Raw genomic sequence first — 23,101 nt, 5'->3', positions numbered from 1 at the left:
CAAATGCAAAATACCCCGCCCCCCGCGCCTGTCACGACCGAAACCCAGCACCGTTTTCCCTGTGTCAGTTGCGGTGCCGATTACCGCTATGATCCGGGGAAAAACCATCTGATCTGCGACCATTGCGGCGATATTCATGCCATCGTGGCGGGGGGGCCATGGAAAGGCGGGATCAAGGAGTTGGACTTTGAGCGCGCCCTGCGCGATCAACTGCCCGCGCAAGAGATGGAGGAGGTCCGCAGCACCACCTGCACAAGCTGCGGTGCGCAGGTGGAACTGGGCGCCGATACCCATGCCGCCGAATGCCCGTTCTGCGCCTCGCCGGTTGTGACCGATACAGGTGCGCACCGCCATATCAAGCCACGCGCCCTTTTGCCCTTTGCACTGGACGAGGCCACGGCACGCAGCGCCATGACCGATTGGCTGGGGCGGCTGTGGTTCGCGCCCAATGGCCTGCAGGATTACGCCCGCAAGGGGCGGCGGATGGAGGGCATCTATGTGCCCTACTGGACCTTTGACGCCGATACCAAATCCACCTACCGGGGCGAGCGTGGCACGGTCTATTACGAGAGTCAGACGATCGTCCGGGATGGCAAGCGCCAGACCGTGCAAGTGCCGAAAATCCGCTGGGCCCCCGCCTCGGGGCGGGTGGCGCGGTTTTTTGACGATGTGCTGGTGCTGGCCTCTACCTCTTTACCCAAGCGGTTTACCGAGGCGCTGGAGCCTTGGGATCTGGCGGCGCTGGTGCCCTACAGCCCTGAATACCTTGCCGGGTTTCGGGCCGAGGGCTATCGCGTCGAATTGGAACACGGGTTTGTCGAGGCGCGCGTGCGGATGGATGCGATCATCGCCCGCGATGTGCGGTTTGACATCGGCGGCGACCGTCAGCAGATCCACGAGATCGACACCGAAGTCAGCGACGTCACGTTCAAGCATATCCTGCTGCCGGTCTGGCTTGCGGCGTATAAATATCGGGGCGAGACCTATCGCTTCGTGGTCAATGGCCGGACCGGACGGGTGCAGGGCGAACGCCCGTGGTCGGCGTGGAAGATCGCGGTTGCCGTGGTCTTTGGGGCGCTCATCGCAGGGGCGGTGGGCTATCTCATCGCTCTGGAGCAGGGTGTTTTGTGAGGCACAACTGGCGGAAAACCGCCGGGCAGGGCATGGATAAGCCGCAAAACTCGCCCTATGATGCCCGGTCAAGGCCATGGGCCTGATGGATCTAGGCCGGGCAAGGACATCGCGGAATGACGGACAATTTTGAAACTTTACAGGGGCTGTTGCAGGCCCGCCATTCCTGTCGCGCATTTCGGCCCGATCCGGTGTCCGACGAAACCATCCTCCAGATCGTCACCGCCGCAGGCCGCGCGCCGTCGTGGTGCAATGCGCAGCCTTGGCGCGTGACCGTCACGCGAGGGGCTGAGACCGAGCGCTTTCGTGACGCCCTGCTCGCGGCGGTGCAGAATGATCACCCCGGTCCTGACCTGCCCTGGCCCGAAAGCTATCCCGGCGCACATGGCGCGCGGCGGCGCGAGTGCGGCCTACAGCTCTATGAGGCGGCAGGGATTGCCCGCAACGACCGCGCCGGGCGGGCCGAGCAATCCATGCAGAATTATCACCTGTTTGGCGCACCGCATGTGGCGATTGTGCATTCCGAGGCGGCCCTTGGCCCCTATGGAGCCATGGACACGGGCGGGTTTGTCACAGCCTTCATGCTGACGGCGACGGCCTTGGGGGTGGGCACGATTGCGCAAGCCTCTGTCGCGGCCTATGCGCCGATGATCCGCGCGCATTTCGACCTGCCCGAAAGCCGGTTGATCCTCTGCGCGATCTCGTTTGGCTTGCCCGATATGGACCACCCTACCAATACCTTTCGCACCAGCCGGGCGGGGTTGGACGAGGTGCTCGATCTGCGCGGCTGAGTGCGGCTAGTCCCGGAGGTTTTCCAATGCGCGCCCTTTTGCAACGTGTTTCCGAGGCCTCTGTCGCGGTCGAGGGCGAGGTCATCGGCCAATGCGGGCGGGGCCTTTTGATCCTTGTCTGTGCCATGCAGGGCGACACCGAGGACAACGCAGAGCGGTTGGCGGCCAAGATTACCAAACTGCGCATCTTTCCCGATGAGGCAGGCAAGATGAACCGCTGTTTGACCGACATCGACGGCAGCGTTCTGGTGATCAGCCAGTTCACACTGGCCGCCGATACCTCGCGCGGCAATCGGCCCGGGTTTTCAACCGCCGCAGATCCCGAGACCGGGCAACAGCTCTATCTGCATTTCGCCAAGCAGTTTGCACAGCATCATATTCCCACTGAACTGGGAAAGTTCGGGGCGGATATGAAAGTATCCTTGGTCAATGACGGGCCGGTGACGATCTGGATGGAGGGCTGAGGGCCCTCCCCTTAGCGCAATTTCAGCGTCGCCAAGCCAATCATCGCCAGAATAAGCGCGATGATCCAGAATCGGATGACGATCTGCGGTTCGGCCCAGCCCTTTTTCTCGTAGTGGTGATGGATCGGGGCCATTAGAAACACCCGCTTGCCGGTGCGTTTGAAATAGAGCACCTGAATGATGACCGAAAGCGCCTCGACCACGAAGAGGCCGCCGACGATGCCCAGCACCAGCTCGTGTTTGGTGACGACGGCAATCGCCCCCAGCGCGCCGCCCAAGGCCAAGGAGCCGGTATCGCCCATGAACACGGCGGCAGGCGGGGCATTATACCACAGAAATCCCAGACCGCCGCCGACCAGACCGGCAACAAAGATCAGGATTTCACCCGTGCCCGGCACGTAATGCAGCCCGAGATAATCGGTGAAATCGACCCGCCCCACCGTATAGGCGATGACACCAAGGGCCGACGAGGCAATCATCACCGGCATGATCGCCAGACCGTCAAGACCATCGGTGAGGTTGACCGCATTGGCCGCGCCAACGATCACGAACATCGCAAAGGGGATAAAGAGAAAGCCGAGGTTGATCAGCACATCCTTGAACACCGGCAGCGCCAGTTGATATTGCAATTCGGACGGATGATTGAGCCCCGCCCAATAGGCGGCGATGAGCGCGATGAGAAACCCAAGCCCCAGCCGCACCCGGCTAGAGACACCCTTGACGTTTTGCTTGCTGACCTTGGCGTAGTCGTCGGCAAATCCGATGAGAGCAAAGGACAGCGTCACGAAGAGGACAAGCCAGACATAAGGATTGTCGAGCCGCGCCCAAAGCAGGGTCGAGGTGACAAGTGCGCCCACGATCAGAAGGCCCCCCATGGTGGGCGTGCCCGCCTTGGAAAAATGCCCTTCGGGGCCATCGCTGCGAATGGGCTGGCCTTTGCCTTGGCGCTTGCGCAGGACCATGATCAGGGGCGCGCCGAACAAAAAGCCAAAGATCAGCGCCGTCATAAAGGCACCGCCTGCGCGAAAGGTGATGTAGCGGAAGAGATTGAAGAAATCCCCCCCATCCGACCAGATGGTGAGCCAATAGAGCATTAGACTTGTCCTTCTTCTGTCACCCGGCCCACGCGCCGCAGCGCTTCGACCACAAGGCTCACCCGGCTGCCCTTGGAACCCTTTACCAATACCACATCGCCTGCGTCGATCAGCCGGTGCGCCTGCGCTGCCAGCTCTTCGGCGCTGGCCACCCAACGACCGCGCCGCGCCTCTGGCAGAATATCCCACAGGGCGCGCATACGGGGACCAACGCAGTGGATTTCGTTAATCCGCGCCATATAGGGCAGATCAGCCAATCCTGCGTGCATCGCGGCCTCATCCGGCCCAAGTTCCAGCATGTCGCCCAGAATGGCGATCCTGCGCCCGCGCGACACGCGGCCCACACCATCCCGCGGGTGCGCCGCCGCCAGCACCTCGAGCGCAGCGGCCATCGAGGTGGGATTGGCGTTGAACGCATCGTCGATCAGGTCAATGCTCATCCCGTCGCTGGCCAGATCAAGCACCAACTCTTCGCGGGTGCCGCGCCCGGCGGGGGGGGCCCAACTGGCCAGATCAGCCATGGCCACGGCCCGGTCACAGCCCAGCACCTGCGCCACCGCCAAAACGGCCAGCGCGTTCATTGCAAAATGCCGCCCCGGCACGCCCACCTTGTAAACCAGCGGCGAGCGCCATGCGCGGGCGTGGCCCACGGTCACGTGGTCATGCAGTTCGACGTTGAGCAGGCGGTGATGCGCACCGCGCGCCGTGCCAAAGCTGAGAATGCGCGCGGCATGCTGCGCGGCCTTGGCGCGCAAAATGGGCGTGGTCGCGATGTCGGCGTTGATCACCGCCACGCCCCCCGGCTCTAACCCTTCAAAAATGCTGGCCTTTTCTTTGGCGATGCCGTCGATATTCTCGAATGCTTCAAGATGTGCGGCGGCGACGGTGGTGATCACCGCCACATGCGGCCGCGCCATACACGCCAGAGGGGCAATCTCGCCGGGGTGGTTCATGCCGATTTCGATCACGGCAAACTCTGTATCCACCGGCATCCGCGCCAGCGTAAGCGGCACGCCCCAGTGATTGTTATAGCTGGCTTCGGCGGCGTGGGTGCGGCCTTGATGGCCCAACACGTCGCGCAGCATCTCCTTGGTCGAGGTTTTGCCAACCGATCCGGTCACAGCCACAACGCGGGCCTCCGAGCGGGCACGCGCCGCACGGCCCAGATCCTCAAGCCCCTTTTGCACATCCTCAACAATCAACAGCGGGGCCTCGGCGGGCAGGCCCTCGGGGATGCGCGACACCAGCGCCGCCGCAGCCCCCTTGGCCAGCGCCTGCGCCACAAATTCATGCCCGTCGCGGGCCGCGTTGAGCGCCACGAAGAGATCGCCGGGTTTGAGGGTGCGGGTATCAATGGATACGCCGGTCGCCTGCCAGTCGGCTGTGCTGCGCCCCTGCGTGGCGGTTGCCGCGTCTTTTGCTGACCAAAGGCTCATGCCCGCCCCCCATCAAGCAGCGTGACCGCAATGCTCGCCTGTTCCACATCATTAAAGGGCAGCACATCGTCCCCAACGATCTGCCCGGTCTCATGGCCTTTGCCGCAGATGAGCAGCGCATCGCCCGGTCCAAGCGCATCGACGCCGCGCAGGATCGCCTCGGCGCGGTCGCCCACGTCGGTGGCCTTGGGGCAGCCCTGCATCACGGCGGCACGGATGCTGGCCGGGTTCTCAGAGCGGGGATTGTCATCAGTCACGATCACACGGTCGGCATGGGCCGCCGCCGCCTGCCCCATCAAGGGCCGCTTGGCGCGGTCGCGGTCGCCGCCCGCGCCCACGATGGCGATAAGCCGTCCCATCACATGCGGGCGCAGTGCCTTGATCGCGGTCGCCACCGCATCTGGGGTATGGGCGTAGTCAACAAACACCGCCGCCCCATTGTCGCGCGTTGCCGCCAGTTGCATGCGCCCACGCACGGTGCGCATATCCGGCAAAACCTCGAACACCTGTTCGGCATCGGCGCCGGCACCGATCACAAGCCCTGCCGCCAACAGCACATTTTCGGCCTGAAACCCGCCGATAAGATCGAGGCGCAGTTGATTGACCTCATCCTCCCATTCAAAGCGCAGCACCTGGCCTGTTGCGTCAAAGCGTTGCGCGATGAGGCGCAGATCGGCCCCCGGCGCACGCCCGACGGTGATCAGGTCCTGCCCACGCTCGGTGGCGATGGCCGCCATTTCGGCCCCGCGCGGATCGTCGATATTGATCACCGCCACGCCATCCTCGGGCAGCACGCGGGCGAACAGCCCCGCCTTGGCGGCAAAATACTCGTCAAAGCTGGCGTGGTAATCCAAGTGATCCTGCGTGAAATTGGTAAATCCCGCCGCCATCAGATGCACGCCGTCCAGCCGCCGTTGCGCAAGGCCGTGCGAGGAGGCCTCCATCGCGCCATGGGTCACACCCGCAACCTCACATTTGGCCAGCATCCGGTGCAAGGTGATCGGTTCTGGCGTCGTATGGCCCAAGGGCGCGCTATAGGCCCCTTCGACCCCAGTTGTGCCCAGATTGACGGCGGAAAGGCCCATCCGCTCCCAGATTTGTCGGGTGAAGGTGGCCACCGATGTCTTGCCGTTGGTGCCGGTCACGGCGATCATGGTTTCTGGCTGCGCGCCGAACCAAAGAGCGGCTGCAAAGGCCAGCGTCTGACGCGGATCTTCTGCCACGACGAGGGCGGCATCGCTGAGGCTCAGGAAATCCTGCGCCAGCCGCGCGCCGGTGGCATCCGTCAGGATCGCCCCTGCCCCTTGGCGCAGCGCGTATTGGATAAACTCGGCCCCATGCACCGTTGTGCCCGGCAAGGCGGCAAAGAGAAAGCCCGGCTTTACCTCGCGGCTATCCACCGCCAACCCTGTGATATTGGCCTGACGCCCGGCTTGGGCTGTCAGTCCCAAAGCCGCCAATGTTTTGATCTGCCCCACCGCACTGCCCCGTTCCGGCTTAATTCGATGTCAGGCTTATAACAGCAAGCGGGCTAGGTTCAATCTCGGGTCGCACCCCAAGCAAAGGTGCCACGCGACGGATGATTTCCGCAGCCACCGGCACGGCTGTCCAGCCCGCCGTGCGGCGTGCCTCACTGCCAGAGGTCTCGACCGGTTCATCCAGCGTGACCACCAGAACATATTTCGGATCATGGGCCGGAAAGATGCTGGCAAAGGTCGAGATGACCTTGTCCTTGTGATACCCGCCGCCGCGTTCCTTGGGTTTATCGGCGGTGCCGGTCTTGCCGCCCACGGCATAGCCCGGCACTTCGCCAAGGCTTGCCGTGCCTTCGGACACGACTTGCCGCAGCATTCTGCGCATGGCGGCTGAGGTGGCCTCGGTGATGATCCGCTCGCCCGGCGCGCGGGTGGGATCGCGCAAGAGCGTGGGCGTTACCCGCCGTCCACCATTGGCAATCGTGGCATACCCCGCCGCCAGATGCATCGGGCTGATCGAAAGGCCATGGCCATAGGAAATCGTCATGGTCGACAGGTCCGACCAGTTCTTGGGCAAAAGGGGCGTGCTGCCAGAGGCTTCGGCAATTTCCAGATGCACGGGCGCGATAAAGCCCAATTTCTCTAGAAATTCGCGCTGGCGTTTGGCCCCGATTTCCAACGCAATGCGCGCGGTGCCGACGTTGGAGGATTTGACGATCACCTTGGTCGCGCTGAGTTCTGGGCCGTAATTCTTGAAATCGCGAATGCGGAATTTACCCCATTGCATCGGGCTTTTGGTGTTGATCATGGTCTCGGGGTTGATCAGGCCCAGATCAAGCGCCTGCGCCACCGGAAACACCTTTAAGGTGCTGCCCAGCTCATAAACGCCCTGCACCGCACGGTTAAAGAGCGGGCTATCGCTTGGGCTGCCAGAGGTTGGCAATGCGGGGCGGTCGTTGGGATCAAAATCGGGGAGCGAGGCCACAGCCACCACTTCACCGCTATGGGCATCCATCAGGATACCTGCCGCCCCCTTGGCATTCATGATCTTCATGCCGCCGAAAAGCACCCGCTCCATCGCCGCTTGTACGCTGAGATCCAGCGACAGGCGCAGGGGTTCATGTGCCTGCGCCGGATCGCGCAACCGCGCATCCTGATGCCGTTCGATGCCCGCCACGCCGACCAGTTCGGCGGCATGCACCCCCTCGCGGCCAAAGCTGGTGCCGCCCAGCACATGCGCGGCCAGCCGTCCGTTGGGGTAAAGCCGCATTTCGCGCGGGCCAAAGAGCAAGCCCGGCTCGCCGATGTCATGCACCGCCTGTTTCTGTTCGGGGCTGAGTTTTTTCTTGATCCACAGGAACTTGCGCGGGCCAGTGAAATCTTTGATCAGGCGCGCGCGGTCGAGATCGGGAAAGATTTCGACCAGCTTGTCGGCGGCCTGTTCCGGGTCGATCATCTGCTGGGGTTGCGCATAGAGACTGTGGGTGTCGAAATTCGTGGCAAGTATGCGCCCCTCGCGATCCACGATATCGGCGCGCTGCGCAAAGATCTGCGCGCCCGCGACGCTGGTCGTCGGCTCGGACGGTTCGGTGCCCGCCAGCACGCCCATGCGCCCACCGACAACCCCGAAGGCCAAGATAAACACGCCCGCCAGCACCAGAAGCCGCCCCTCGGCGCGGCGACGGGCGCGGTCGCGCATTTCCTCGTGACGCAGGCGAAGGTTCTCACGTTCGATGGCATCGGGGTTTTCGCCCCGGTTGCGGGCCTCGAGGATACGCGCAAGCGGGCGCAGCGGCGTGCGGATCATGGAAACTGCTCCGTGTTCGAAACATCAACAGGGTTGGTGATCGGCAATTCGGCGGGCTTGGGGAACGAGACCTGATCCACGCGGCCAAATTGATAGGGTTGCAGGGGCAAGAGACCCAGCTTGTCGTAGTTCAATTCCACCAGATCCATCAGCCGGTCAGGGCGGTTGAGATAGGCCCATTCGGCATTGAGCACGCGCAGACGCGCGCGCGCCTCGCCAATCGCATTTTGCAGCGCCTGCGCATTGGCCTGCGCCTCTTGAGTCCGGTAATTTTCGCGATAGGCCCAAAAGGCCAGACCGATGACGGAAAGCGCGGTCAAAACATAAAGAATGCTGCGCATCATTTCGCTCCCTTCAACATGGGGACACCCAAAGCGCTGCGCTCGCTCTGCCCTGCAGGGGCATCGGTGCGCGTGGCAACACGCAGCCGGGCAGACCGGGCGCGTGGATTTACGGCCAATTCCTCGTCATCGGGGCCGATGGCCTTGCGCGATTTGAGGGTGAATTGCGGTTCTTCGCGTGTGATTTCAGGGGCGTGGCGGCTGCCGGTGCCACCCCCGCCCGAGCGCGCCGTCAGAAAGCGTTTGACGATCCGGTCCTCGATCGAATGAAAGGTCACGACCGCCAGTTGCCCGCCCTCTTTGAGCGCGCGTTCCGCCGCCTCCAGCCCTGCGATAAGCGCGCCGTATTCGTCATTCACCGCGATGCGGATCGCCTGAAAGCTACGGGTGGCGGCATGCGCCTGCCCCGGCTTGGATCGCGGCAAGCACCGCTCGATAAGGCCCGCCAAATGCAGGGTGGTTTCAATCGGGGCCTCTGTACGCGCCTTGACGATGGCGCGGGCGATCCGCCTGCTCGCGCGCTCCTCGCCATAAAGATAGAGAATATCGGCCAGATCGGATTCTTCGGCTGTATTCACCAGGTCGGCGGCACTTGGCCCCTCTTGGCTCATGCGCATGTCCAGGGGGCCGTCCTTCATAAAGGAAAACCCACGCTCGGCCAGATCAAGCTGCATCGAGGACACGCCCAGATCGAGAACGACGCCGTCAAGATCCGTTGCATAGTCATCCATCTGCGCGAAATTGCCCAGCACAAGGCGCAGCCGGTCACCATACTCTGCCCCCCAGCCCTGCGCCATGTCATGCGCCAGCGGGTCGCGGTCTACGCCGATGACCTGATCGGCACCGGCATCAAGCAGGGCGCGGGCATAGCCCCCTGCCCCCAGCGTGCCATCAAGCCAAACCCCCTGAACCGGCGCCACGGCGGCAATCAGCGGGCGCAAGAGAACGGGGATATGCGGGGCGTTGGATTTTGGGGCGGCGGCAGCGGCCATGGATCAAACCCCGTCCGGATTGTCGAGCAGGATCAACGGATCAAAGTCATCGGGGAATTCATCCAACCATTCCTCGGTCTTGGACAGTTCCTCGGCCTCATAGGTCTCGGGCTTCCAGATCTGAAAGGTATCCCCGGCGGCGATAAAAAACGCCTCGTCCTCAAGCTCGATCTTCTTTCGCAGCTTGGCAGGCAGCACCAGACGCCCGGTCTCATCCACCGCGGTGGGAAAGCTCTGGCCGTGAAACAGGCGCTGCAGATGTTTGCGCGCATTCGAGCCGCGCGGCAGGGCGGCGATCTTGGCATCCACCTCTTGCATCGCCTCGATGGTATAGCACTCGAGATAGCGGCGGCGGTGGTCGCCATAAACGATGATGAGTTCCGGGTTAAGCCCGTCGGTCCAGCTCGGGTCTGAGGCCTCGATCACACGGCGAAACAGGGCCGGGATTGATACCCTGCCCTTTCCATCCACCTTGTGGAGGCTCTCGCCTCTAAAAATCCGGCCCACTGTCCCGTTGGTCCCTATATCTGCCCCAGATTGAAAACGTACCCCTGAGACACGAAACGGCGGGTTGATCTGCTGCCACTGATCAACCCGCCGCCCTCGTCCCGCTTGAGCGGGGTGTCCGACTGCGCGCGCCACCTGGGGGGATGTCTGCTCGCTCGCGCGCCGGATCTCTTTGTTCGATGAAAGCGGGTGCCTGTATGAAACCTGACTTGGGAGTTTTTCGGGGTCTTGGCGCCCCTCTGTGATCCCGTCCTCATCGTGTATTCTTGATACACTGGGAAATTGTCCCATAGCAACGATTTTTTACGGGATAAGCGCAGGATATTGTTGTAGCAGGCCCGTGAAAACAACATTCTGTAGCAAAATTCGCAAAAAATTTACCTTATCTTGTGTGGTACTCAATCTTGATCACAAAATATACGGAAACTTGGGGCGATTAAAATATCCCGTGATTTCCCTGACTATTCCGACACTTTGGATGGAATCCATCGTCCTTTCCCACAGAAACCCCGCATATCAGCTGTGAATCACTCATAACTCTCGCCCAAATATCGAAAGTGATTCGCGAAATCACGTGGAAAAGACCTGATTCCTCAAATCTGTCCCATACATTCCCATCAAACTGCAAACGCGGATAGCCAAAACGACAGAACCCCGCCACTTGGGCGAGTGTAGCGTGACGGCGAAGTTTGCAGTGAATTACACTGAAGTTTACAGCAACGCGTTTTTAGCGGGCGGCCCTGCGCCGCGCGTTTAAAGGGGGCATTTAACGCCCCCTTCACCTACCCCTCACTCCACATATCGAAACCCCTGCACCGCCCGGAAATGGCCGCCGTAGCCGGTCCCGGCGGGCTTCAGGCCGCGACGCGCCCGGGCGGCGGCGAGGGTCTTCATGCTGCGTTCCTTGGACTGGGCGTAGAGGATGGCCGAGACCTGCGCCCAGAGGGGATCGCGGCGGAGCGCTGCAGCGAGGCCGGGGTGCGAGGTGTGAAACAGCATCGGCATTGGCTTGTCATAGCGGTTCACGCCGCGCCGCCAGAGGGCGCAGACCTCGTTGAGAAAGCGCAGGCCCAGCCCCGCGCCCTGCCACTCGGGCATGACGACGAGGCGACAGGCGCGGCCCTCGACCAGCCCCGGCCGGGTCGAGACGGCGAGATGCGCCACGGGTGCGCCGTCGACGAAACCGACGTAGTAATTGGCCGCGATCATGCGGGGCAGCTTCAGGTAGTGATGCGGCTCAAAGGCGGGCCAGGAGGAGCCGTCTGTCTGGTGAATGTCCATGGCAATGCGCGGTGCCCGTCGAAGACGCCTCCAGCGGAACTCGGCCCGGCGGGTGTCGATCACCCAATCGGGCTGCAACCAGGACACCACGTCCTCGTGGCAGGTGACGGCGACGAACTGGCCTTTGCCGCGCCGCCACGCCTTGGCAAAGGCGGCGGCCCCGATCTGGGCCACGCGCCGGTCGATGGTCGAGGTGAATTCGTCGAGGATGGCAAAGCTCGGCCGCTCGGCCAGAATGCGCGCGAGCTCAGCCCGGAACTGCTCGCCGGTGGACAGGTGAGGATACGGGCGGAGCCAGCTCGGGACGGTGCCAAGGCCCACGGCTGAGAGGGCGGCCGCGACAGCGTCGAATTCCCCCTCGGGATCAATCGCGTCGATTAGAGCGCTCTCGGGCCAGGGGCGCGGATCAAGCTGCGCCCCAAAGGCCGCGCGGGCGAGCGAGGATTTGCCAGTGCCAGAGGGGCCGACGATGAGGCCGATCTGCCACGGGCGGGCCAAGAGATCGGCCTCGACCTCGATGCGGAAATCCGCGTCGCCCTCGACGTTGAAGAGGCTCGCGACCCGGGCCGCGCGATAGGTGTCGGGGATCGGGCTGGCGTGATGAATGGCGAGCTTCATGTCACCACCACGCGGCATTTGAAGCCTTGGCGGCGCAACCGGCCAAAGGCGTCGACTTGGGCGGCCTCGTCCTCGAGCAGGACGATCACGCCATATTGCCGCCGGTAGCGGGTGCCCTTGGGCAGGCCCGGCGCACCGGGCGGCGGCTCAGGTTTCGGGAGGGTGGACGATCTTGCCAAGTTTGGCTCCTTCTCTCTGCGCATCGCGCTTTGGGGGAAGGGCTCTTGGCCTCGGTGTGTTCATGGCCCGGCATCTTGGGCACTTGATCGAGATGCCGGATATCCGCGCGCCTCTCTCGTATTTAAATAGCAAACGGCCGCATGCGCAGCAACGCAGTTCTAGACCTTCCAAATCGAATCGCCTCATAGTCCCGCCGCCCCTTTGGGCAGGGAGCGGCCATGAGGTTATGCCTGGTCGGCGGGGTTACTGTTTGGCGACTGGCCCCGCGTCCCCGGGCGTGCCCTCCGGCACGCTCGGGGCCTCCTGTGGTTTTGGATCAGAAGCGCGCGGCAAGGTCCGCGACGCCCACAGGCACCTCTGGCCAGACCGGATCGTCGCCTGTCTCGATCGCGCGGCGGCACTCGGCCTGCATGGCGGCGACCCATGCTTTCCAACTTTGCGCCAGTTCCAGATCGCCCTCGATCAGGCCGGACGCAGCCAGAGCATCGGCGCGGGGCACACCGTCCAGCACAGCGGCCATGAACACGATCCCAGCTTGAGCGATGTTCATCTGCGTGGTCTCGGAGCCGACGGCAAGGATGCGCGCGCGGCAGTCGGTCTTGATCGCGGTGGCGCGCGCCAGAGCGGCGGCTTGGGCCTTGGCCTCGGCGGTGACGGCTTGGGCGAAATCAATCTGCATCGGGGATCTCCAACTCATAGGGCGGCAGGGCCACGGGGCCGTTGCCCGTAAGGGTGAGGGGTGCGGGAAAGAGCGTTTCTTGCGGCGCGTTGGCCCCGTGCGGCAGGACGAGCGTGAGGCGCAGCGTGCCGCCCACACGCTCGACCGGGCCTGCGAACCAGTCGCTTGCGATGGCCTCGGGTGGCAGGGTCGCGCCCTCGGGCAGTGGCGAGAAATCGAACACCTCGCCATTGAGAGTGAGGGTGTCGCCAGCGCGGCTTAGCATAAGGGGCGTGTCGCGGCGGGTGGGGGATAGGGTAATCTGCATTGTATGTCTCCTTTAGAACCAGCGGCCGCGGGCAACGAGATGGACAGAGATGGAGCCAGCGCCGCCACTGCTCAGGTCTCGTATGCCCCAAATCGCGGATGTCGTGTTTATTGTCCCGTATCCAGAGTTGAAACGGTGACCAAGACCGCTGCCGCTAGCTACCCATTGCGCAGTCGCCACGCATTCCGGCGTTGCTGCAAAGGCAGCGGGAAATGTCCACGTTCCAGATTCAGAAGTGCCGAAAATCGTGGTGGTCGTTATACGATGATCGCAAATCTGTGTGCCATCCGCGAACCGCACGTAATCTCCGTTTGCATTGCTGCCGCGCTCGATCACGGCCCCTGTCGGCACGCCGCCCGATTGGCTCACGGTGCCTAGGATACGGCCTTGGTGAAAGACCTCCACCCACGGGGACCAACCAGATAAGCCACGCGTCCGCGTGAACTCACGCACGTCCGATGCGAGGGCGTTTGGGGCAAAGGACACAAATTTTTGTGTGGTGTTCGAGGCCTGCCGAGACGCAACAGTCAGCGACCCAGCCGACGAAATGGGATAATTGTTCCCGGTCGTGTTGCCTCCCGTCGGGTTATAGTAAAACCCGGACGCCAGAATGTTGTCGAGATTGTCCCCAGACCCCAAAGTGATCGCTGGCCCCAATCCAAAGGCCCCGACCGCCATCAACCGTCCCACCGTGGCGTCAGAAGGCGAGGATTGTTCAATCGCCGTCCTTGCCAAGAGCGCGCGTGCGGCTGGGGTCAGGTCTGCCAGAGCCATCGCGCCCACGCCGGTGAAGTAAGGCATCTTGTTCGTGGCACCGGGCAATCCGGCAAGGCTGATGAGGTTGCCGGAGCCGAGTGCTCCGACAATCTGGTTGAGCGCCACGAGCGACCGCTCGCCCGCGTCGATCAAGCGGATCGAGTAGTTGGCCGAGGATTGCCCCGTCCCCGGCCACGCGCGGGCCAGCGTGATCGACGTGGCGCTGTTGACCGAGGCAATCTCGACCGTGAGGCCCGCCGCGCGGAAATCATCGCCGGGCAAGATGCCGCCCGCGATCCAGTTGGTACCCACGCCCGTGACAGTCGTGCTGCCGTTGCTGACGGAGATCGTCCCGGTGTTATAAGTGGTTGTCATGCGTCACTCCTGTTGATCCGGCCGCAGAGGCCAGTTGATTTGGGCGGGGTCAGTCACCCCCTCGGTCACGTCGCGAAGCGCCCGGCGGTAGGCGGCCCAAGCCTCCCGCGTTTCCGGCCCAAGCGGGGCGTCAGGCATCTGCGTCCAATCTGACGCGGCCAGCAGTTGGTTTCGGATCCGGCGAATGTCGTCCATCACACTAGCCCCGCGATTGATTTCTCTTCGGCCCACATCTCTGTGCCGGTGTTGATCGTGACCGCAGCGATGCCCGCGCCGTTGGTTGCAACCCGCGCTTCGAGCGTGTAGGTCGTGCTGGCCGCGTCCGACGTGGTGCGCTGCTTGATCCCGAAAAACTCCTGCACCATTTCTCCGGGGCGCACATCGCGCTTAAGGGGCGGCACGCCTGACATCAGCACGCCGTTGCGCAGAACGCGGTATTCAAGAACATTGCCCGCCGCTGCTGCACTACCCTCGATCTGCATCCGGCAAAAAAGGATCAGGTTTTTATCGGCCTGGCGGTTCTTGTGATTTGCAACATGGGTCAGGACCGTGCTGTAAGAGGTGCCCAAGCCGCCGCTGTCGGTCGAGCGCCTCGTATTGCTGATACTGCCCACGGCGTCTAGCCCAATGATTTCCTCAGTCACCGTCAGCCGCCCGACAACAGCCTCTTCGGATAAAATCTTGTTCGCCAGAAAATCGCCCGTCACCTCGACGTCGCCGTCAAGGCGCAGATAGTCGCCGGACCAGCGACCCGTGATCTTTGTCCCTTCAACGGTTCCATCGCTGACGCTGACCGCCTCGAACACGCCCGCCTCATTCAGCCGGATCACGTAACCCGCCGAAATCCCGTCCGCCGTCGCCTCGGCAAAGGCGGTGGCCTCGGCCAGCGCAGCAAAATCGGCGTATCTGGCGCTGACAATCTGGCTCACCGCCGCCACCGCCTGCTCCGCGGTCACGTACGCGCCCTCGACGTTTGAAACCCGCGCGAACAGCCCGGTTTCGGGCGTATCGAGGGCGCTCTCAACCGTAGAGGTGCGCGTGGCGACGGAAGCCAGAGCGCCGCCAATATCTGTGACCTCGGCGGTTAGCACGTCCAGAGCATTTGCCGTCGCCAGCCCCGGAATGGCCGCCTGCACCAAAGTGACAGCCGCCGCGACGATGCGGATTTGATCCTCGGTCAGGTCTATCCGAGAGTTGAGGTCTTGGGCCGCCTGCGCCACCACCTCGCGCGCCGCAATCCCGTCAAGGATCGCGCGTGCGGCCCCTTCGACGGACTGCGCGCCCGTGAGCTTGAGCCGGGAGCGCACGGCGCGGGTGGCGTTGGATTGCGCCCGCTCGCCGCCTTCAAGCTGTTCGGTGCGCACAGACAGTGTGTCCACGGCATCGCCCACCAGATTGAGGCCGGTTTCGAGGTCGGCGATCTCGCCGGTCAGCGCCGTGGCCGCGTCGGTCAGCGTGGCGACGCCTGCTTCGGTCTCGGTGACGCGGGCGTTGGTCTCGGTCAGTGCATCCGCCGTGCCCGTGGCAAGCCCCTCTAGATCGGTAAGTTCGGAGCCGAGCGCCGTGATATCCTCGGCCAGTGCTAACCCCTGCGCGATGCGGGCAGATCGTTCGGCGGTCAGGTCGGCGCTTGACGCGCCCGGCGCAGGGCGACCGATGGCCAACCAGTCAATCTCGGCGCCTGCGGGCAGGTCCAGCCGCACGCGGTCCACGGTGCCAGACCACGCCAGATCGACCGTGAGGAGTGCCACGTCCTCCGCCCATTCCGGCTCGGCCACGTCGACGCGGCGCACGGCGTCAAACGCCTGCCCAGTTGCGGCCCACCAGAATTGCGCCGCCCATGTTGGCGCGCCGCTGCGTCGCAACCGGGCGCGCAGCTGTCGATAGGTCTGAGTGGGGATAGCGAGGCCAGCGGGCGATACCGCACCGCTGCCCGAGGCGGGCGCAAGCCAGCCGTCAGAGGTGACGCTTGGGGCGGCGGTGACGCCGGTCCACCCTTCCGCGTCTGCATCCCAATACCAGACTGCGGCGGCGTCGAACTGTGTGACCGTGCCCACGGAGAGGAGCGCGATCTGATTGGCCAGCGCGTCATCGCCGTCGATCCGCGCCTGGTCGACGGTCTGGGCAAGGGCTGCGGTATCGGCGGTCGTGGTCTGAAGCGTCTGGACTGACTGCGCGATCTGCGCCTGCCCGTCGGCCAGCACGGTGAGCGCCGCCGAGGCCTCGGCCCGTGCGCCCTCGATCTCCGCCACCAGTGCGGTGCGCACCTCGTCGCGCGCCAGAAAGTCCCGCGCGGTGGCCTCAAGCGCCAGTTGCGCCGAGGATTTGATACGGTCCCGCGCCGCGCGAACGCCCCCTGCGACGGAAAGCACGTCCCCGGCGCGCGCCTGCGCCTCTGTCAGCAGCGCGCCGTCGAGCCGCGCCACATGCGGCACCTCCGGCACGTCGGCCACGCCAATGGGGGCGATCACCTGCTCGATGCGGTCGAAAAGATCGGCGACGCTCGGCGGAATACCATCCTCGCCCAGGCGCGATTGGGTCAGGGCAAAGGCCGCGTCAAACTGGTCGCGCAACGTATCGCTGAGGTCGGCCGCCGCGATGCGCACGTCATCCGTGGTCACCCAAATCCAAGCCGACCATGTCCCCCGGCGATTGTCGGACAGCGCCTTGGCACGCACGCGCAGGTTGGTGAGGGGCGGCACCGGCTGGATGGTCGCAAGGCCCCGCTCGACATCGAGCACAGTGACGCTCCAGACCTCCTCTTCGGTCTCGCGCTTTTGGCATTCGATGGCGATGCCCTTGATGGTCTCGGCGATACCCGAGGCGTCCCAGAAGACGTCGACGACGGCATGGGCACGGGTGCCTTCTGCATTCGTGACAGTGCGCGCGGCGGCATCAAAGAGCGGTAGGCCTGCGTCGCTCGGCACCGCGCGGGGCGGGATCGAGCTGCGGTCGGGGATCTCGAGCGCCGCATCGATCTCGAAATCCTCCGGATCGCGTTCGCGCAGCGAGGCCACGACGGTCAGGCGGTGCAGATCGAGCACGATCTCGGTGACTTCAAAGAGCTTGTCCGCATAGTCGTTCCACGCGCTTGTCACCGAGACGGTGTTGAGCGGGCGCAGCCCGGCATAATCGGGCGGCAGCGGCCAAGCATGCCGCCGCCAGCGGCGATGATCCTCGAGCGCGGATTTGGCCAGCTGGTTCCCCTGCGCGGCATTGAAGACGGCGGGCAGGTCCATCTCGAAGTTGCGCACAATGCCGTCTTCGGCTTGCCATGCGGGGTTGCTGATCTGTTCGAGCGGCACGCCATTCCAGAGCGCGCCGGGCGAGACGTATTTGGCGGTGACGCGGTTGAAGATCTCCAGCAGTTCGGGAAACGGGTCCTTGGTCGCGGCGTCGGTCACCAACAGATCGTCGTCGGTAATGGTGGCCACGGGCATATCGGGGACGTCGACCTGAATATAAAAGAAGCCCCCGAACTCGGCGATCTGCCCGTTGCAGGCGGCGAGCAGCTCGTCGATCACCTCGCCGGGCGTATCCTCGGCGAATTTGATCTCATAGCCCGCCTCGTATTTCCGGCGACCGTCCACGTCCACGTCGCAGGCATTCATTGCGGGCACCCAGTTCCAGCCGGGCAGGTCTTCGGCCTCGGCCTCGCCGCCCCAAACGGATCCGTCATAAAGATCAACGCCGCGCAGGATGCCGTAGATCTGGACCACCGGGTTGCGCGTGGGCTCCCAGGTGGCGGGATCCTCCCAGCGTTGCGGCCCGGTGCCTCCGGCGGTGCTGTCGCGGCGCAGGTCGTAATAGGGCACGCCGTATTCTTCGTAGCGTTGCTCCGGCGCGCCATTGGGCCAGACCTTTGAGCTCACTTCCATCGTGAGAATGGCATAAGGAATGCCCCGCCCGACATGGGCTTCGGTCCAGGGCGTTTCCGGATCCTCGGCATAGTTCGCAACAAGCGTCGGATCGGCGGCAGTTTGGGTGCCGTCGTAGACCCGGATCCAAGCGAAATCGGCGCCGAGATCGCGCTTGGCGATGAGCGGGAAGCCGTAGTCGGGATGCTCCTCATCACCAAGCTCGGAATAGACGCCGTCCACCATCACGCGGCTGAAGGCGGCACGGGGCAGGCCGCCCAGCTCGATCACGGTCTGGTAATACTTGTTATTGGGGCCGTGGCTGTTGTGATAGATCAGATGCCCCTTGGTGGCGTAGAAGCCGGAGATCGTCGTCTCGCTCTCCAACTCGCCGCGTGTGGTGGCGGTTACTTGCAGCCCGAATGCCGTGTTGCGCCCCCGCCGGGCGCGGCGCTGTTGCAGGATCGAGAGGCCGACCCCGGCAAAGAGGCGCAGGGCAAAAAGGGCAACGGCCTTGACCGTAATTCCGGCGAAAACTGTCGCCACCAGCGCCGCGACCGGCCCGGCCGAGGCCGGGGCGGTAGAGGTCAGCAGGAGCGCCGTGATCCATGCGAGCAGTCTCATGGGCGGTAAATCCTGACGGCGCGATCAAGCGGCACCGCGCCCAGGCCCCGCAGGGGGCGCAGCACATGGATATGCCCGCCGCCGACGATGCCCATAGCCTCCTCGCCCGCCTCGATCAGCACGGCGACATCGCCGGTCTGCGCCTGCATCCAGCCTGCGTCCTTGACGAGGATCAGTGCCAGAACCTCGGCGGGAGTGGCAAAGCCGTCCGACAAGAGAAGCGCACGACCTTCGTCCAGTGAGCTGTAGCGGCCGCGCCACTGGGCCGCCGGATCAGAGCCGGTCAGCTCTGCAATCCAGTCGGCTGCGAACATGGCACAGTCGGACAGGCTCGGGCGGAATGGCTCCTTGCGCCGCGCGTCAAGAAACTGCCGCAGGAGAAGCGCGCGGTCGGTCATTTACTTCTTTCCTCTCGACTGGGCGGCGGCGGCGGCGACGGGCGCTCGGTCACGACCGTCTCTTGACCCCAAGGGATCGGGCGGTCGGCGATGCTGGCGGCATGTTCGCGGAAACGGTCGGACGGGTCGCGCAGCCGCTGTGCGGCATCGGATTTGAAGAGCGGCTGGCGGAAGGTGAGCGGGCGCGTGGCAGATGAAATCACAAGCTCTGTGCGAGATTGATCGCCGAGCTTGGCCAAGTTCTCGGGTGCCGTCTCGAGACGCCCCTTGATCACGCGATGTGGCGTCCCGAGCGGCGCACCGGTGTAGATATCGAGCGGCTGCGACCAGACCCGCACCCGCGCCTGCGCCGCCTGATAAACCTGCAGCGCCAGCTTGGCCTCATCCGTCATCGGCGGCAGGATCACGCGGTGGCGGCGCACCTCAAGGCCGATGCCTGCGCGGATCGGCGGGACCTCGATCACGTTGCCCGCGCCCCGAAAGAGATGGGTTTCGCCGTCGACGGTAAAGGTCTGGTGATCGTCCCCGGTCCAGAGCCCCATGGGCACGATCTCACCCGTGATCCGGTCGCGCGGCTCGATCAGAACGAGGATATGGGCATCGGTGCCGCTGCGCTCGTCGAACTGATCCGTCTGGGCAAGGTCGAAGCTCATACGCCGCCTCCCAGCGTTTGCTGCCAGCTGAAGCTGCCGCCCTCGGTACGCCGTGATCGGCCCGGCCCCGGCTTGAAGCTGAGCAGCTTTGCGCGCACCTGCGGGCGATCAAGGACCACCGAGGCCCCGACCACCACTCCGGGGCGGATAAAGGGCGAGACCTCGAACCGGGCGGTGGCCCCGGTGCTATCCGCCGTAACCGTGGCGTTCATGACCCGGTGGACAGCAAAGCGCACGGGGCTTGCCAGATATTGAAAGCCGATCTTTTGCCCCCGCCGCAGGGTAAAGTTCGGCGGCAGGCCCTGAAGGCTCAGTTCCCGGTTACCGGGGACAAGGCTCTTGATCGTAACGGGTTGTGCGCCCCAGTTGACGCCCGCCGGATAGCCGGGGTCTTGCGGCGCGAGCTGGCGACGGTCGTAGATCATGAAGGATGCGCCCGGCTCAAGCAGGCTTTCGATCAGCGTATCTTGGGCGGCGATAACGTCAGGCTCGGATTTGCCCAACACCACCTCGCCCTGCCAAAGCCGCGCGCCGCGCCGATGCACGATGACCTCGCCCCCGGCGGTGACCGAATTGGTGCTCTCGCCGCTGAGGAAAAACGTGGCCTCCTCGATACCCAAAAGGTCAAAGAAACCCGTGACCGGAAGGGGCCAATCCTGTACCGCCATCATCCTCTCCCCAATGGATCGCGCCGGATCGCTTCGACCCGGCCCGGCAGTTCTTCATTTGCAAAGCCGTCGACCACTTCGACTGCCACGGAGCGTGCGCGCTCTTCGGCCACGACGCGGAAAAGCTCCGAAGGCTCAATCCGCAGGCGCGTGATACCGTCGCCCGACGCCCCCGCGCGACCCGAGGCCTGCGCCGCACCGGCCCCTTGCGCAGGCAGGGGGAGGCCGCCTCCGGCAAATCCGGGAATGATGGCTCCTGCGTTCATGGCCTCGAGCACCGCGCGGTTGCGGGCTGTGGCCTCGGCCGTCATGATGAATTCCCCGGCGCTCACGAAAGCCGGGATCTTGTCGCCTCGGCCGGTGCCCGTGCCCAAAAGGAGGCCGGGGCGTGTCACGCGCGGATCGCCGCCGCTGGCAAAGCCGGGCAGGCCTCCGTCCGCGAAGGACAGGAGCGAGCCGCCCGAGAACAGACCAAAGAGGTCGCCAAGCCCGCCGCCAATGCCGTTGACCAGGCCGCCCAGGATGCCGCTGCCGCCGAAGAGGCCGCCCATAGGCCCGGAGCCAAGGATCAGCGCCTCCTTGGCCGCGCGGATGATCATGTCGCCGATCCCGCTCCAGACGTCGCGCAGGCTTTCGGCTTCGAGCAGGACGTCGCCCACCGCGTCGCGAAACTCCTCCTTGCGCTCCATCGCCACGCGCTCGTTCTCATGGGCCTCGACAAGGGCCTCTATCTCAGCGCGCTGCTTGGGGGTGGCGGCGGTCAGGCGCTCGCGCAGGCGGATCATCTCGCGTTGCACCGGGTCGCTTTCGCGCAGCGCCTCGATTTCGCGCCGCTTGCTCTCGATCAGCCGGTCGAGCGCCTGTTGCTCGCGCAAGGTGGCATTGGTCGCGCCACCGCGCGCGCCGCCGCCCGATCCGCCGCGCGCGGGGCGTGCCAGTTCATTGAGACGTGCAGCCTCCCTTGCGCGGTCAATGGCTGCCTGCCTTTGAACATTCAGGAATGACTCTTCGCCCGGATTGGCAAAATCCTTGCGCAGCGCCTCGGTTTCCGCGTCAAACCGGCGCGCTGCACGCTCGGCCGCGATTTCCTCTGCCATGCGCGCGGGATCGTCTTTGAAGCGCACGCGCAGGCGCGCGATCTCCAGATCAAGCTCGCCTTGGGTTGCCAGATCGAACATGCCGTCCACGGCGCGGCGCACCTCGTCAGAGAGGCGTGCCGCCTCATTAGCGGCGGCAGCCAGTGCCCCCGACATATCAGCCGTGGCGAGATCAAAAGCGGCTTGTGCCGCATCGCGCAGGGCCTGCTTTGTCGTCTCACTCGCGGCGGAGGCTTCGATCTCCGCGAGCTTGGCGTCGAGGGCGAATTGGGCGCGCAGCCGCGTCACCTCGGCGCTGTCCGCGCCATGGCGCAAGATTGCCTCGGCAACCGCGTTCTGCTCGGTCATCGTCGAGAGCAACGCCTGCGCCGCCGCCTCGGCCTTGAGCTGCTCGCCGGTGGCCTTGGTTACCAGTTCGAGGAAGGCAAGCATTTCCTCGTTCTGGCGGTTCTGCGCGGGGTCTTGTTTTTGCAGCTCGATCACACGGGCGAGCTCAATTTGCTGCTGGCGGAGGAGCAGAAGCTGCGCGTCTTCTTGCGCGTTTCGCTCGCCAGAGGCCACTGCCAGCGCGTCGTAGCTTTCAATGACAGCCGTAAGCGCCGCCAGCTGTTCCTCCAAGGTGCCGGACGCCGCCTCGCTCAGCGTCGCGAGGTCATTGATGAACTCCTGCACAAGCGCGCGATTTCCGGCGCGGAGCCGACCGAACAGGCCCTCCGTCAATTCAAACTGGCGCGCGACATCGAATTCCAGCCCGTCGGTTGCCAGTTCAAATCCCGTGGCCGCCGCCGGGTTCTGGTTACGCGCCGCAACCGCGGCACCGACATCGACGCCGCTCTCCGCGATAAAACTGTTGATGCTCGCAGTGGCCTCGCGCTGCGCCACACGCTTTTCGGCCTCGACGATCCGGTCAAGGATGTCTTGCGCGCGCTCGACGAAGCCTTCGCCAAAGCGCTCGGCCAATTCGAGCCGCGTGGCCGAGGCCTCGGCGATCTTGTCTTTCAGGCTGTCTATGCGGGTTTCCAGCGCCTCGACCGTATCTGCGAATGTCTCGCCCTCTTCAGAGGCGGACATGAACCAATTGACCACGGCTGCCGTCGCCGCCAGTGCGCCGATGGTGATCAGGTTGATCGGGCTCAACATCGACAGGACCGCGCCCCCCAAGGCCCGGAATGCGCCCGCCGCTCCGAGCGGGCCGATGACTTGGGTGATCTGGGTGCCCTGCTGAACGGCCAGCGTCAGCGGGTTCTGCCCGGCGATGAGCATTTGCACGACGTCATTGCCCTGCGCCACCAGATTGCCCATCGAGCCCGCAGCGAGGCGATTGGCCGAGGCCACTTTCTGGGTCGCCGCCGCGTTGACCTCGGCGGCGCTGCTGGCCGTCGTGAGACCCGTCGCCGAGGTCCGGGCGGCAGTCCCAAGCTGGCCCACGCCGCGCGCGGCCGCAGCGCCTTGCGTGCCCACGCCGCGAATGTCCTGGGCGGCTCCTTTGGCGGCGGTGCCGGTGGCCTGCAGCTCCGCCTTCGCCTGGTCGGCGTCCATGAGGATCTCGGCCCGTGCGACCAATGTCATG

Annotated in this window: 22 protein-coding genes; 3 read left to right on the top strand and 19 right to left on the bottom strand. The window is 64.4% G+C overall.

Features of this window, described 5'->3' with window-relative positions; all coding sequences use genetic code 11:
* The first annotated feature begins 3 nt into the window (after positions 1–3).
* The 3 genes from ACLGGT_RS14450 to dtd all read left to right on the top strand — a co-directional run bounded on the left by ACLGGT_RS14450 (position 4) and on the right by dtd (position 2,386).
* A complete protein-coding gene (locus ACLGGT_RS14450; protein ID WP_437196643.1) occupies positions 4–1,131 on the top strand; it encodes a primosomal protein N' (replication factor Y) - superfamily II helicase in 1,128 nt (375 codons plus the stop codon).
* Between the two features lie 116 nt (positions 1,132–1,247).
* Entirely contained in the window at positions 1,248–1,922 is a 675-nt protein-coding gene (locus tag ACLGGT_RS14445; protein ID WP_437196642.1) for a nitroreductase, read from the top strand.
* 26 nt (positions 1,923–1,948) lie between these two features.
* Positions 1,949–2,386, top strand: coding sequence for a D-aminoacyl-tRNA deacylase (gene dtd, locus ACLGGT_RS14440; RefSeq protein ID WP_437196641.1), 438 nt, complete (start codon positions 1,949–1,951; stop codon positions 2,384–2,386).
* An 11-nt stretch (positions 2,387–2,397) separates the two neighbouring features.
* Here the strand turns inward: dtd and mraY are convergent, their stop codons facing one another.
* From mraY to ACLGGT_RS14345, 19 genes are all read right to left on the bottom strand, one after another.
* Positions 2,398–3,480, bottom strand: coding sequence for a phospho-N-acetylmuramoyl-pentapeptide-transferase (mraY, locus tag ACLGGT_RS14435; protein ID WP_008280309.1), 1,083 nt, complete (start codon positions 3,478–3,480; stop codon positions 2,398–2,400).
* Complete coding sequence (locus tag ACLGGT_RS14430) at positions 3,480–4,916, bottom strand: UDP-N-acetylmuramoyl-tripeptide--D-alanyl-D-alanine ligase (protein ID WP_437196640.1); 1,437 nt, start codon at positions 4,914–4,916, stop codon at positions 3,480–3,482. Before ACLGGT_RS14430 ends, mraY begins: the two co-directional genes overlap by 1 nt.
* Positions 4,913–6,394: a UDP-N-acetylmuramoyl-L-alanyl-D-glutamate--2,6-diaminopimelate ligase gene (locus ACLGGT_RS14425; RefSeq protein ID WP_219435515.1), complete on the bottom strand. Its 1,482-nt coding sequence runs from the start codon at positions 6,392–6,394 to the stop codon at positions 4,913–4,915. The genes ACLGGT_RS14430 and ACLGGT_RS14425 overlap by 4 nt, the downstream gene beginning before the upstream one ends.
* Positions 6,395–6,413: 19 nt before the next feature.
* Positions 6,414–8,198 carry a peptidoglycan D,D-transpeptidase FtsI family protein gene (locus ACLGGT_RS14420; RefSeq protein ID WP_437196639.1) on the bottom strand — a complete coding sequence of 595 codons (1,785 nt, stop codon included), beginning with the start codon at positions 8,196–8,198 and terminating at the stop codon, positions 6,414–6,416.
* The gene (ftsL, locus tag ACLGGT_RS14415) at positions 8,195–8,539 is read right to left on the bottom strand and encodes a cell division protein FtsL (RefSeq protein ID WP_198133575.1); all 345 of its coding nucleotides are present in this window, start codon (positions 8,537–8,539) and stop codon (positions 8,195–8,197) included. The genes ACLGGT_RS14420 and ftsL overlap by 4 nt, the downstream gene beginning before the upstream one ends.
* The gene (gene rsmH, locus ACLGGT_RS14410) at positions 8,539–9,531 is read right to left on the bottom strand and encodes a 16S rRNA (cytosine(1402)-N(4))-methyltransferase RsmH (RefSeq protein ID WP_081508256.1); all 993 of its coding nucleotides are present in this window, start codon (positions 9,529–9,531) and stop codon (positions 8,539–8,541) included. The genes ftsL and rsmH overlap by 1 nt, the downstream gene beginning before the upstream one ends.
* A gap of 3 nt (positions 9,532–9,534) precedes the next feature.
* Entirely contained in the window at positions 9,535–10,038 is a 504-nt protein-coding gene (mraZ, locus tag ACLGGT_RS14405) for a division/cell wall cluster transcriptional repressor MraZ (protein WP_081508255.1), read from the bottom strand.
* Positions 10,039–10,827: 789 nt separating this feature from the next.
* A complete protein-coding gene (locus ACLGGT_RS14400) occupies positions 10,828–11,937 on the bottom strand; it encodes an ABC transporter ATP-binding protein (RefSeq protein ID WP_437196638.1) in 1,110 nt (369 codons plus the stop codon).
* Positions 11,934–12,116 carry a hypothetical protein gene (locus ACLGGT_RS14395; RefSeq protein ID WP_437196637.1) on the bottom strand — a complete coding sequence of 61 codons (183 nt, stop codon included), beginning with the start codon at positions 12,114–12,116 and terminating at the stop codon, positions 11,934–11,936. The genes ACLGGT_RS14400 and ACLGGT_RS14395 overlap by 4 nt, the downstream gene beginning before the upstream one ends.
* Complete coding sequence (locus tag ACLGGT_RS14390; RefSeq protein ID WP_437196636.1) at positions 12,085–12,303, bottom strand: Com family DNA-binding transcriptional regulator; 219 nt, start codon at positions 12,301–12,303, stop codon at positions 12,085–12,087. Before ACLGGT_RS14390 ends, ACLGGT_RS14395 begins: the two co-directional genes overlap by 32 nt.
* Positions 12,304–12,433: 130 nt before the next feature.
* A complete protein-coding gene (locus tag ACLGGT_RS14385) occupies positions 12,434–12,796 on the bottom strand; it encodes a hypothetical protein (protein WP_437196635.1) in 363 nt (120 codons plus the stop codon).
* Positions 12,786–13,103 carry a hypothetical protein gene (locus tag ACLGGT_RS14380; RefSeq protein ID WP_081507111.1) on the bottom strand — a complete coding sequence of 106 codons (318 nt, stop codon included), beginning with the start codon at positions 13,101–13,103 and terminating at the stop codon, positions 12,786–12,788. The genes ACLGGT_RS14385 and ACLGGT_RS14380 overlap by 11 nt, the downstream gene beginning before the upstream one ends.
* A 12-nt stretch (positions 13,104–13,115) precedes the next feature.
* Positions 13,116–14,234 carry a pyocin knob domain-containing protein gene (locus ACLGGT_RS14375; protein WP_437196634.1) on the bottom strand — a complete coding sequence of 373 codons (1,119 nt, stop codon included), beginning with the start codon at positions 14,232–14,234 and terminating at the stop codon, positions 13,116–13,118.
* A gap of 3 nt (positions 14,235–14,237) precedes the next feature.
* Positions 14,238–14,429 (bottom strand): tail fiber assembly protein, encoded by a 192-nt coding sequence (locus ACLGGT_RS14370; RefSeq protein WP_437196632.1) that lies wholly within the window; start codon positions 14,427–14,429, stop codon positions 14,238–14,240.
* Positions 14,429–18,715 carry a hypothetical protein gene (locus ACLGGT_RS14365; protein WP_437196630.1) on the bottom strand — a complete coding sequence of 1,429 codons (4,287 nt, stop codon included), beginning with the start codon at positions 18,713–18,715 and terminating at the stop codon, positions 14,429–14,431. Before ACLGGT_RS14365 ends, ACLGGT_RS14370 begins: the two co-directional genes overlap by 1 nt.
* On the bottom strand, positions 18,712–19,113 hold the full coding sequence (locus tag ACLGGT_RS14360) for a DUF6950 family protein (protein ID WP_437196628.1): 402 nt from the start codon (positions 19,111–19,113) through the stop codon (positions 18,712–18,714). The genes ACLGGT_RS14365 and ACLGGT_RS14360 overlap by 4 nt, the downstream gene beginning before the upstream one ends.
* Entirely contained in the window at positions 19,110–19,766 is a 657-nt protein-coding gene (locus ACLGGT_RS14355) for a hypothetical protein (protein ID WP_437196626.1), read from the bottom strand. The genes ACLGGT_RS14360 and ACLGGT_RS14355 overlap by 4 nt, the downstream gene beginning before the upstream one ends.
* Entirely contained in the window at positions 19,763–20,434 is a 672-nt protein-coding gene (locus ACLGGT_RS14350; RefSeq protein ID WP_437196625.1) for a hypothetical protein, read from the bottom strand. Before ACLGGT_RS14350 ends, ACLGGT_RS14355 begins: the two co-directional genes overlap by 4 nt.
* Positions 20,434–23,100 carry a phage tail length tape measure family protein gene (locus ACLGGT_RS14345; protein WP_437196623.1) on the bottom strand — a complete coding sequence of 889 codons (2,667 nt, stop codon included), beginning with the start codon at positions 23,098–23,100 and terminating at the stop codon, positions 20,434–20,436. Before ACLGGT_RS14345 ends, ACLGGT_RS14350 begins: the two co-directional genes overlap by 1 nt.
* Position 23,101: the final 1 nt, after the last annotated feature.

This window comes from Roseovarius sp. MS2, assembly GCF_051447875.1.
In the GTDB taxonomy this organism is placed as follows: domain Bacteria; phylum Pseudomonadota; class Alphaproteobacteria; order Rhodobacterales; family Rhodobacteraceae; genus Roseovarius; species Roseovarius mucosus_A.
This window is presented reverse-complemented; position numbering and strand designations above follow the sequence as displayed.

What these genes read in the sequence shown, in the direction of transcription:
- ACLGGT_RS14450 (WP_437196643.1), top strand. Translation starts at nt 4, where the DNA reads ATGCAAAATACCCCGCCCCCCGCGCCTGTCACGACCGAAACCCAGCAC.
- ACLGGT_RS14445 (WP_437196642.1), top strand. Translation starts at nt 1,248, where the DNA reads ATGACGGACAATTTTGAAACTTTACAGGGGCTGTTGCAGGCCCGCCAT.
- dtd (WP_437196641.1), top strand. Translation starts at nt 1,949, where the DNA reads ATGCGCGCCCTTTTGCAACGTGTTTCCGAGGCCTCTGTCGCGGTCGAG.
- mraY (WP_008280309.1), bottom strand. Translation starts at nt 3,480, where the DNA reads ATGCTCTATTGGCTCACCATCTGGTCGGATGGGGGGGATTTCTTCAAT.
- ACLGGT_RS14430 (WP_437196640.1), bottom strand. Translation starts at nt 4,916, where the DNA reads ATGAGCCTTTGGTCAGCAAAAGACGCGGCAACCGCCACGCAGGGGCGC.
- ACLGGT_RS14420 (WP_437196639.1), bottom strand. Translation starts at nt 8,198, where the DNA reads ATGATCCGCACGCCGCTGCGCCCGCTTGCGCGTATCCTCGAGGCCCGC.
- ftsL (WP_198133575.1), bottom strand. Translation starts at nt 8,539, where the DNA reads ATGCGCAGCATTCTTTATGTTTTGACCGCGCTTTCCGTCATCGGTCTG.
- rsmH (WP_081508256.1), bottom strand. Translation starts at nt 9,531, where the DNA reads ATGGCCGCTGCCGCCGCCCCAAAATCCAACGCCCCGCATATCCCCGTT.
- ACLGGT_RS14400 (WP_437196638.1), bottom strand. Translation starts at nt 11,937, where the DNA reads ATGAAGCTCGCCATTCATCACGCCAGCCCGATCCCCGACACCTATCGC.
- ACLGGT_RS14390 (WP_437196636.1), bottom strand. Translation starts at nt 12,303, where the DNA reads ATGAGGCGATTCGATTTGGAAGGTCTAGAACTGCGTTGCTGCGCATGC.
- ACLGGT_RS14385 (WP_437196635.1), bottom strand. Translation starts at nt 12,796, where the DNA reads ATGCAGATTGATTTCGCCCAAGCCGTCACCGCCGAGGCCAAGGCCCAA.
- ACLGGT_RS14380 (WP_081507111.1), bottom strand. Translation starts at nt 13,103, where the DNA reads ATGCAGATTACCCTATCCCCCACCCGCCGCGACACGCCCCTTATGCTA.
- ACLGGT_RS14375 (WP_437196634.1), bottom strand. Translation starts at nt 14,234, where the DNA reads ATGACAACCACTTATAACACCGGGACGATCTCCGTCAGCAACGGCAGC.
- ACLGGT_RS14370 (WP_437196632.1), bottom strand. Translation starts at nt 14,429, where the DNA reads ATGGACGACATTCGCCGGATCCGAAACCAACTGCTGGCCGCGTCAGAT.
- ACLGGT_RS14365 (WP_437196630.1), bottom strand. Translation starts at nt 18,715, where the DNA reads ATGAGACTGCTCGCATGGATCACGGCGCTCCTGCTGACCTCTACCGCC.
- ACLGGT_RS14360 (WP_437196628.1), bottom strand. Translation starts at nt 19,113, where the DNA reads ATGACCGACCGCGCGCTTCTCCTGCGGCAGTTTCTTGACGCGCGGCGC.
- ACLGGT_RS14355 (WP_437196626.1), bottom strand. Translation starts at nt 19,766, where the DNA reads ATGAGCTTCGACCTTGCCCAGACGGATCAGTTCGACGAGCGCAGCGGC.
- ACLGGT_RS14350 (WP_437196625.1), bottom strand. Translation starts at nt 20,434, where the DNA reads ATGGCGGTACAGGATTGGCCCCTTCCGGTCACGGGTTTCTTTGACCTT.
- ACLGGT_RS14345 (WP_437196623.1), bottom strand. Translation starts at nt 23,100, where the DNA reads ATGACATTGGTCGCACGGGCCGAGATCCTCATGGACGCCGACCAGGCG.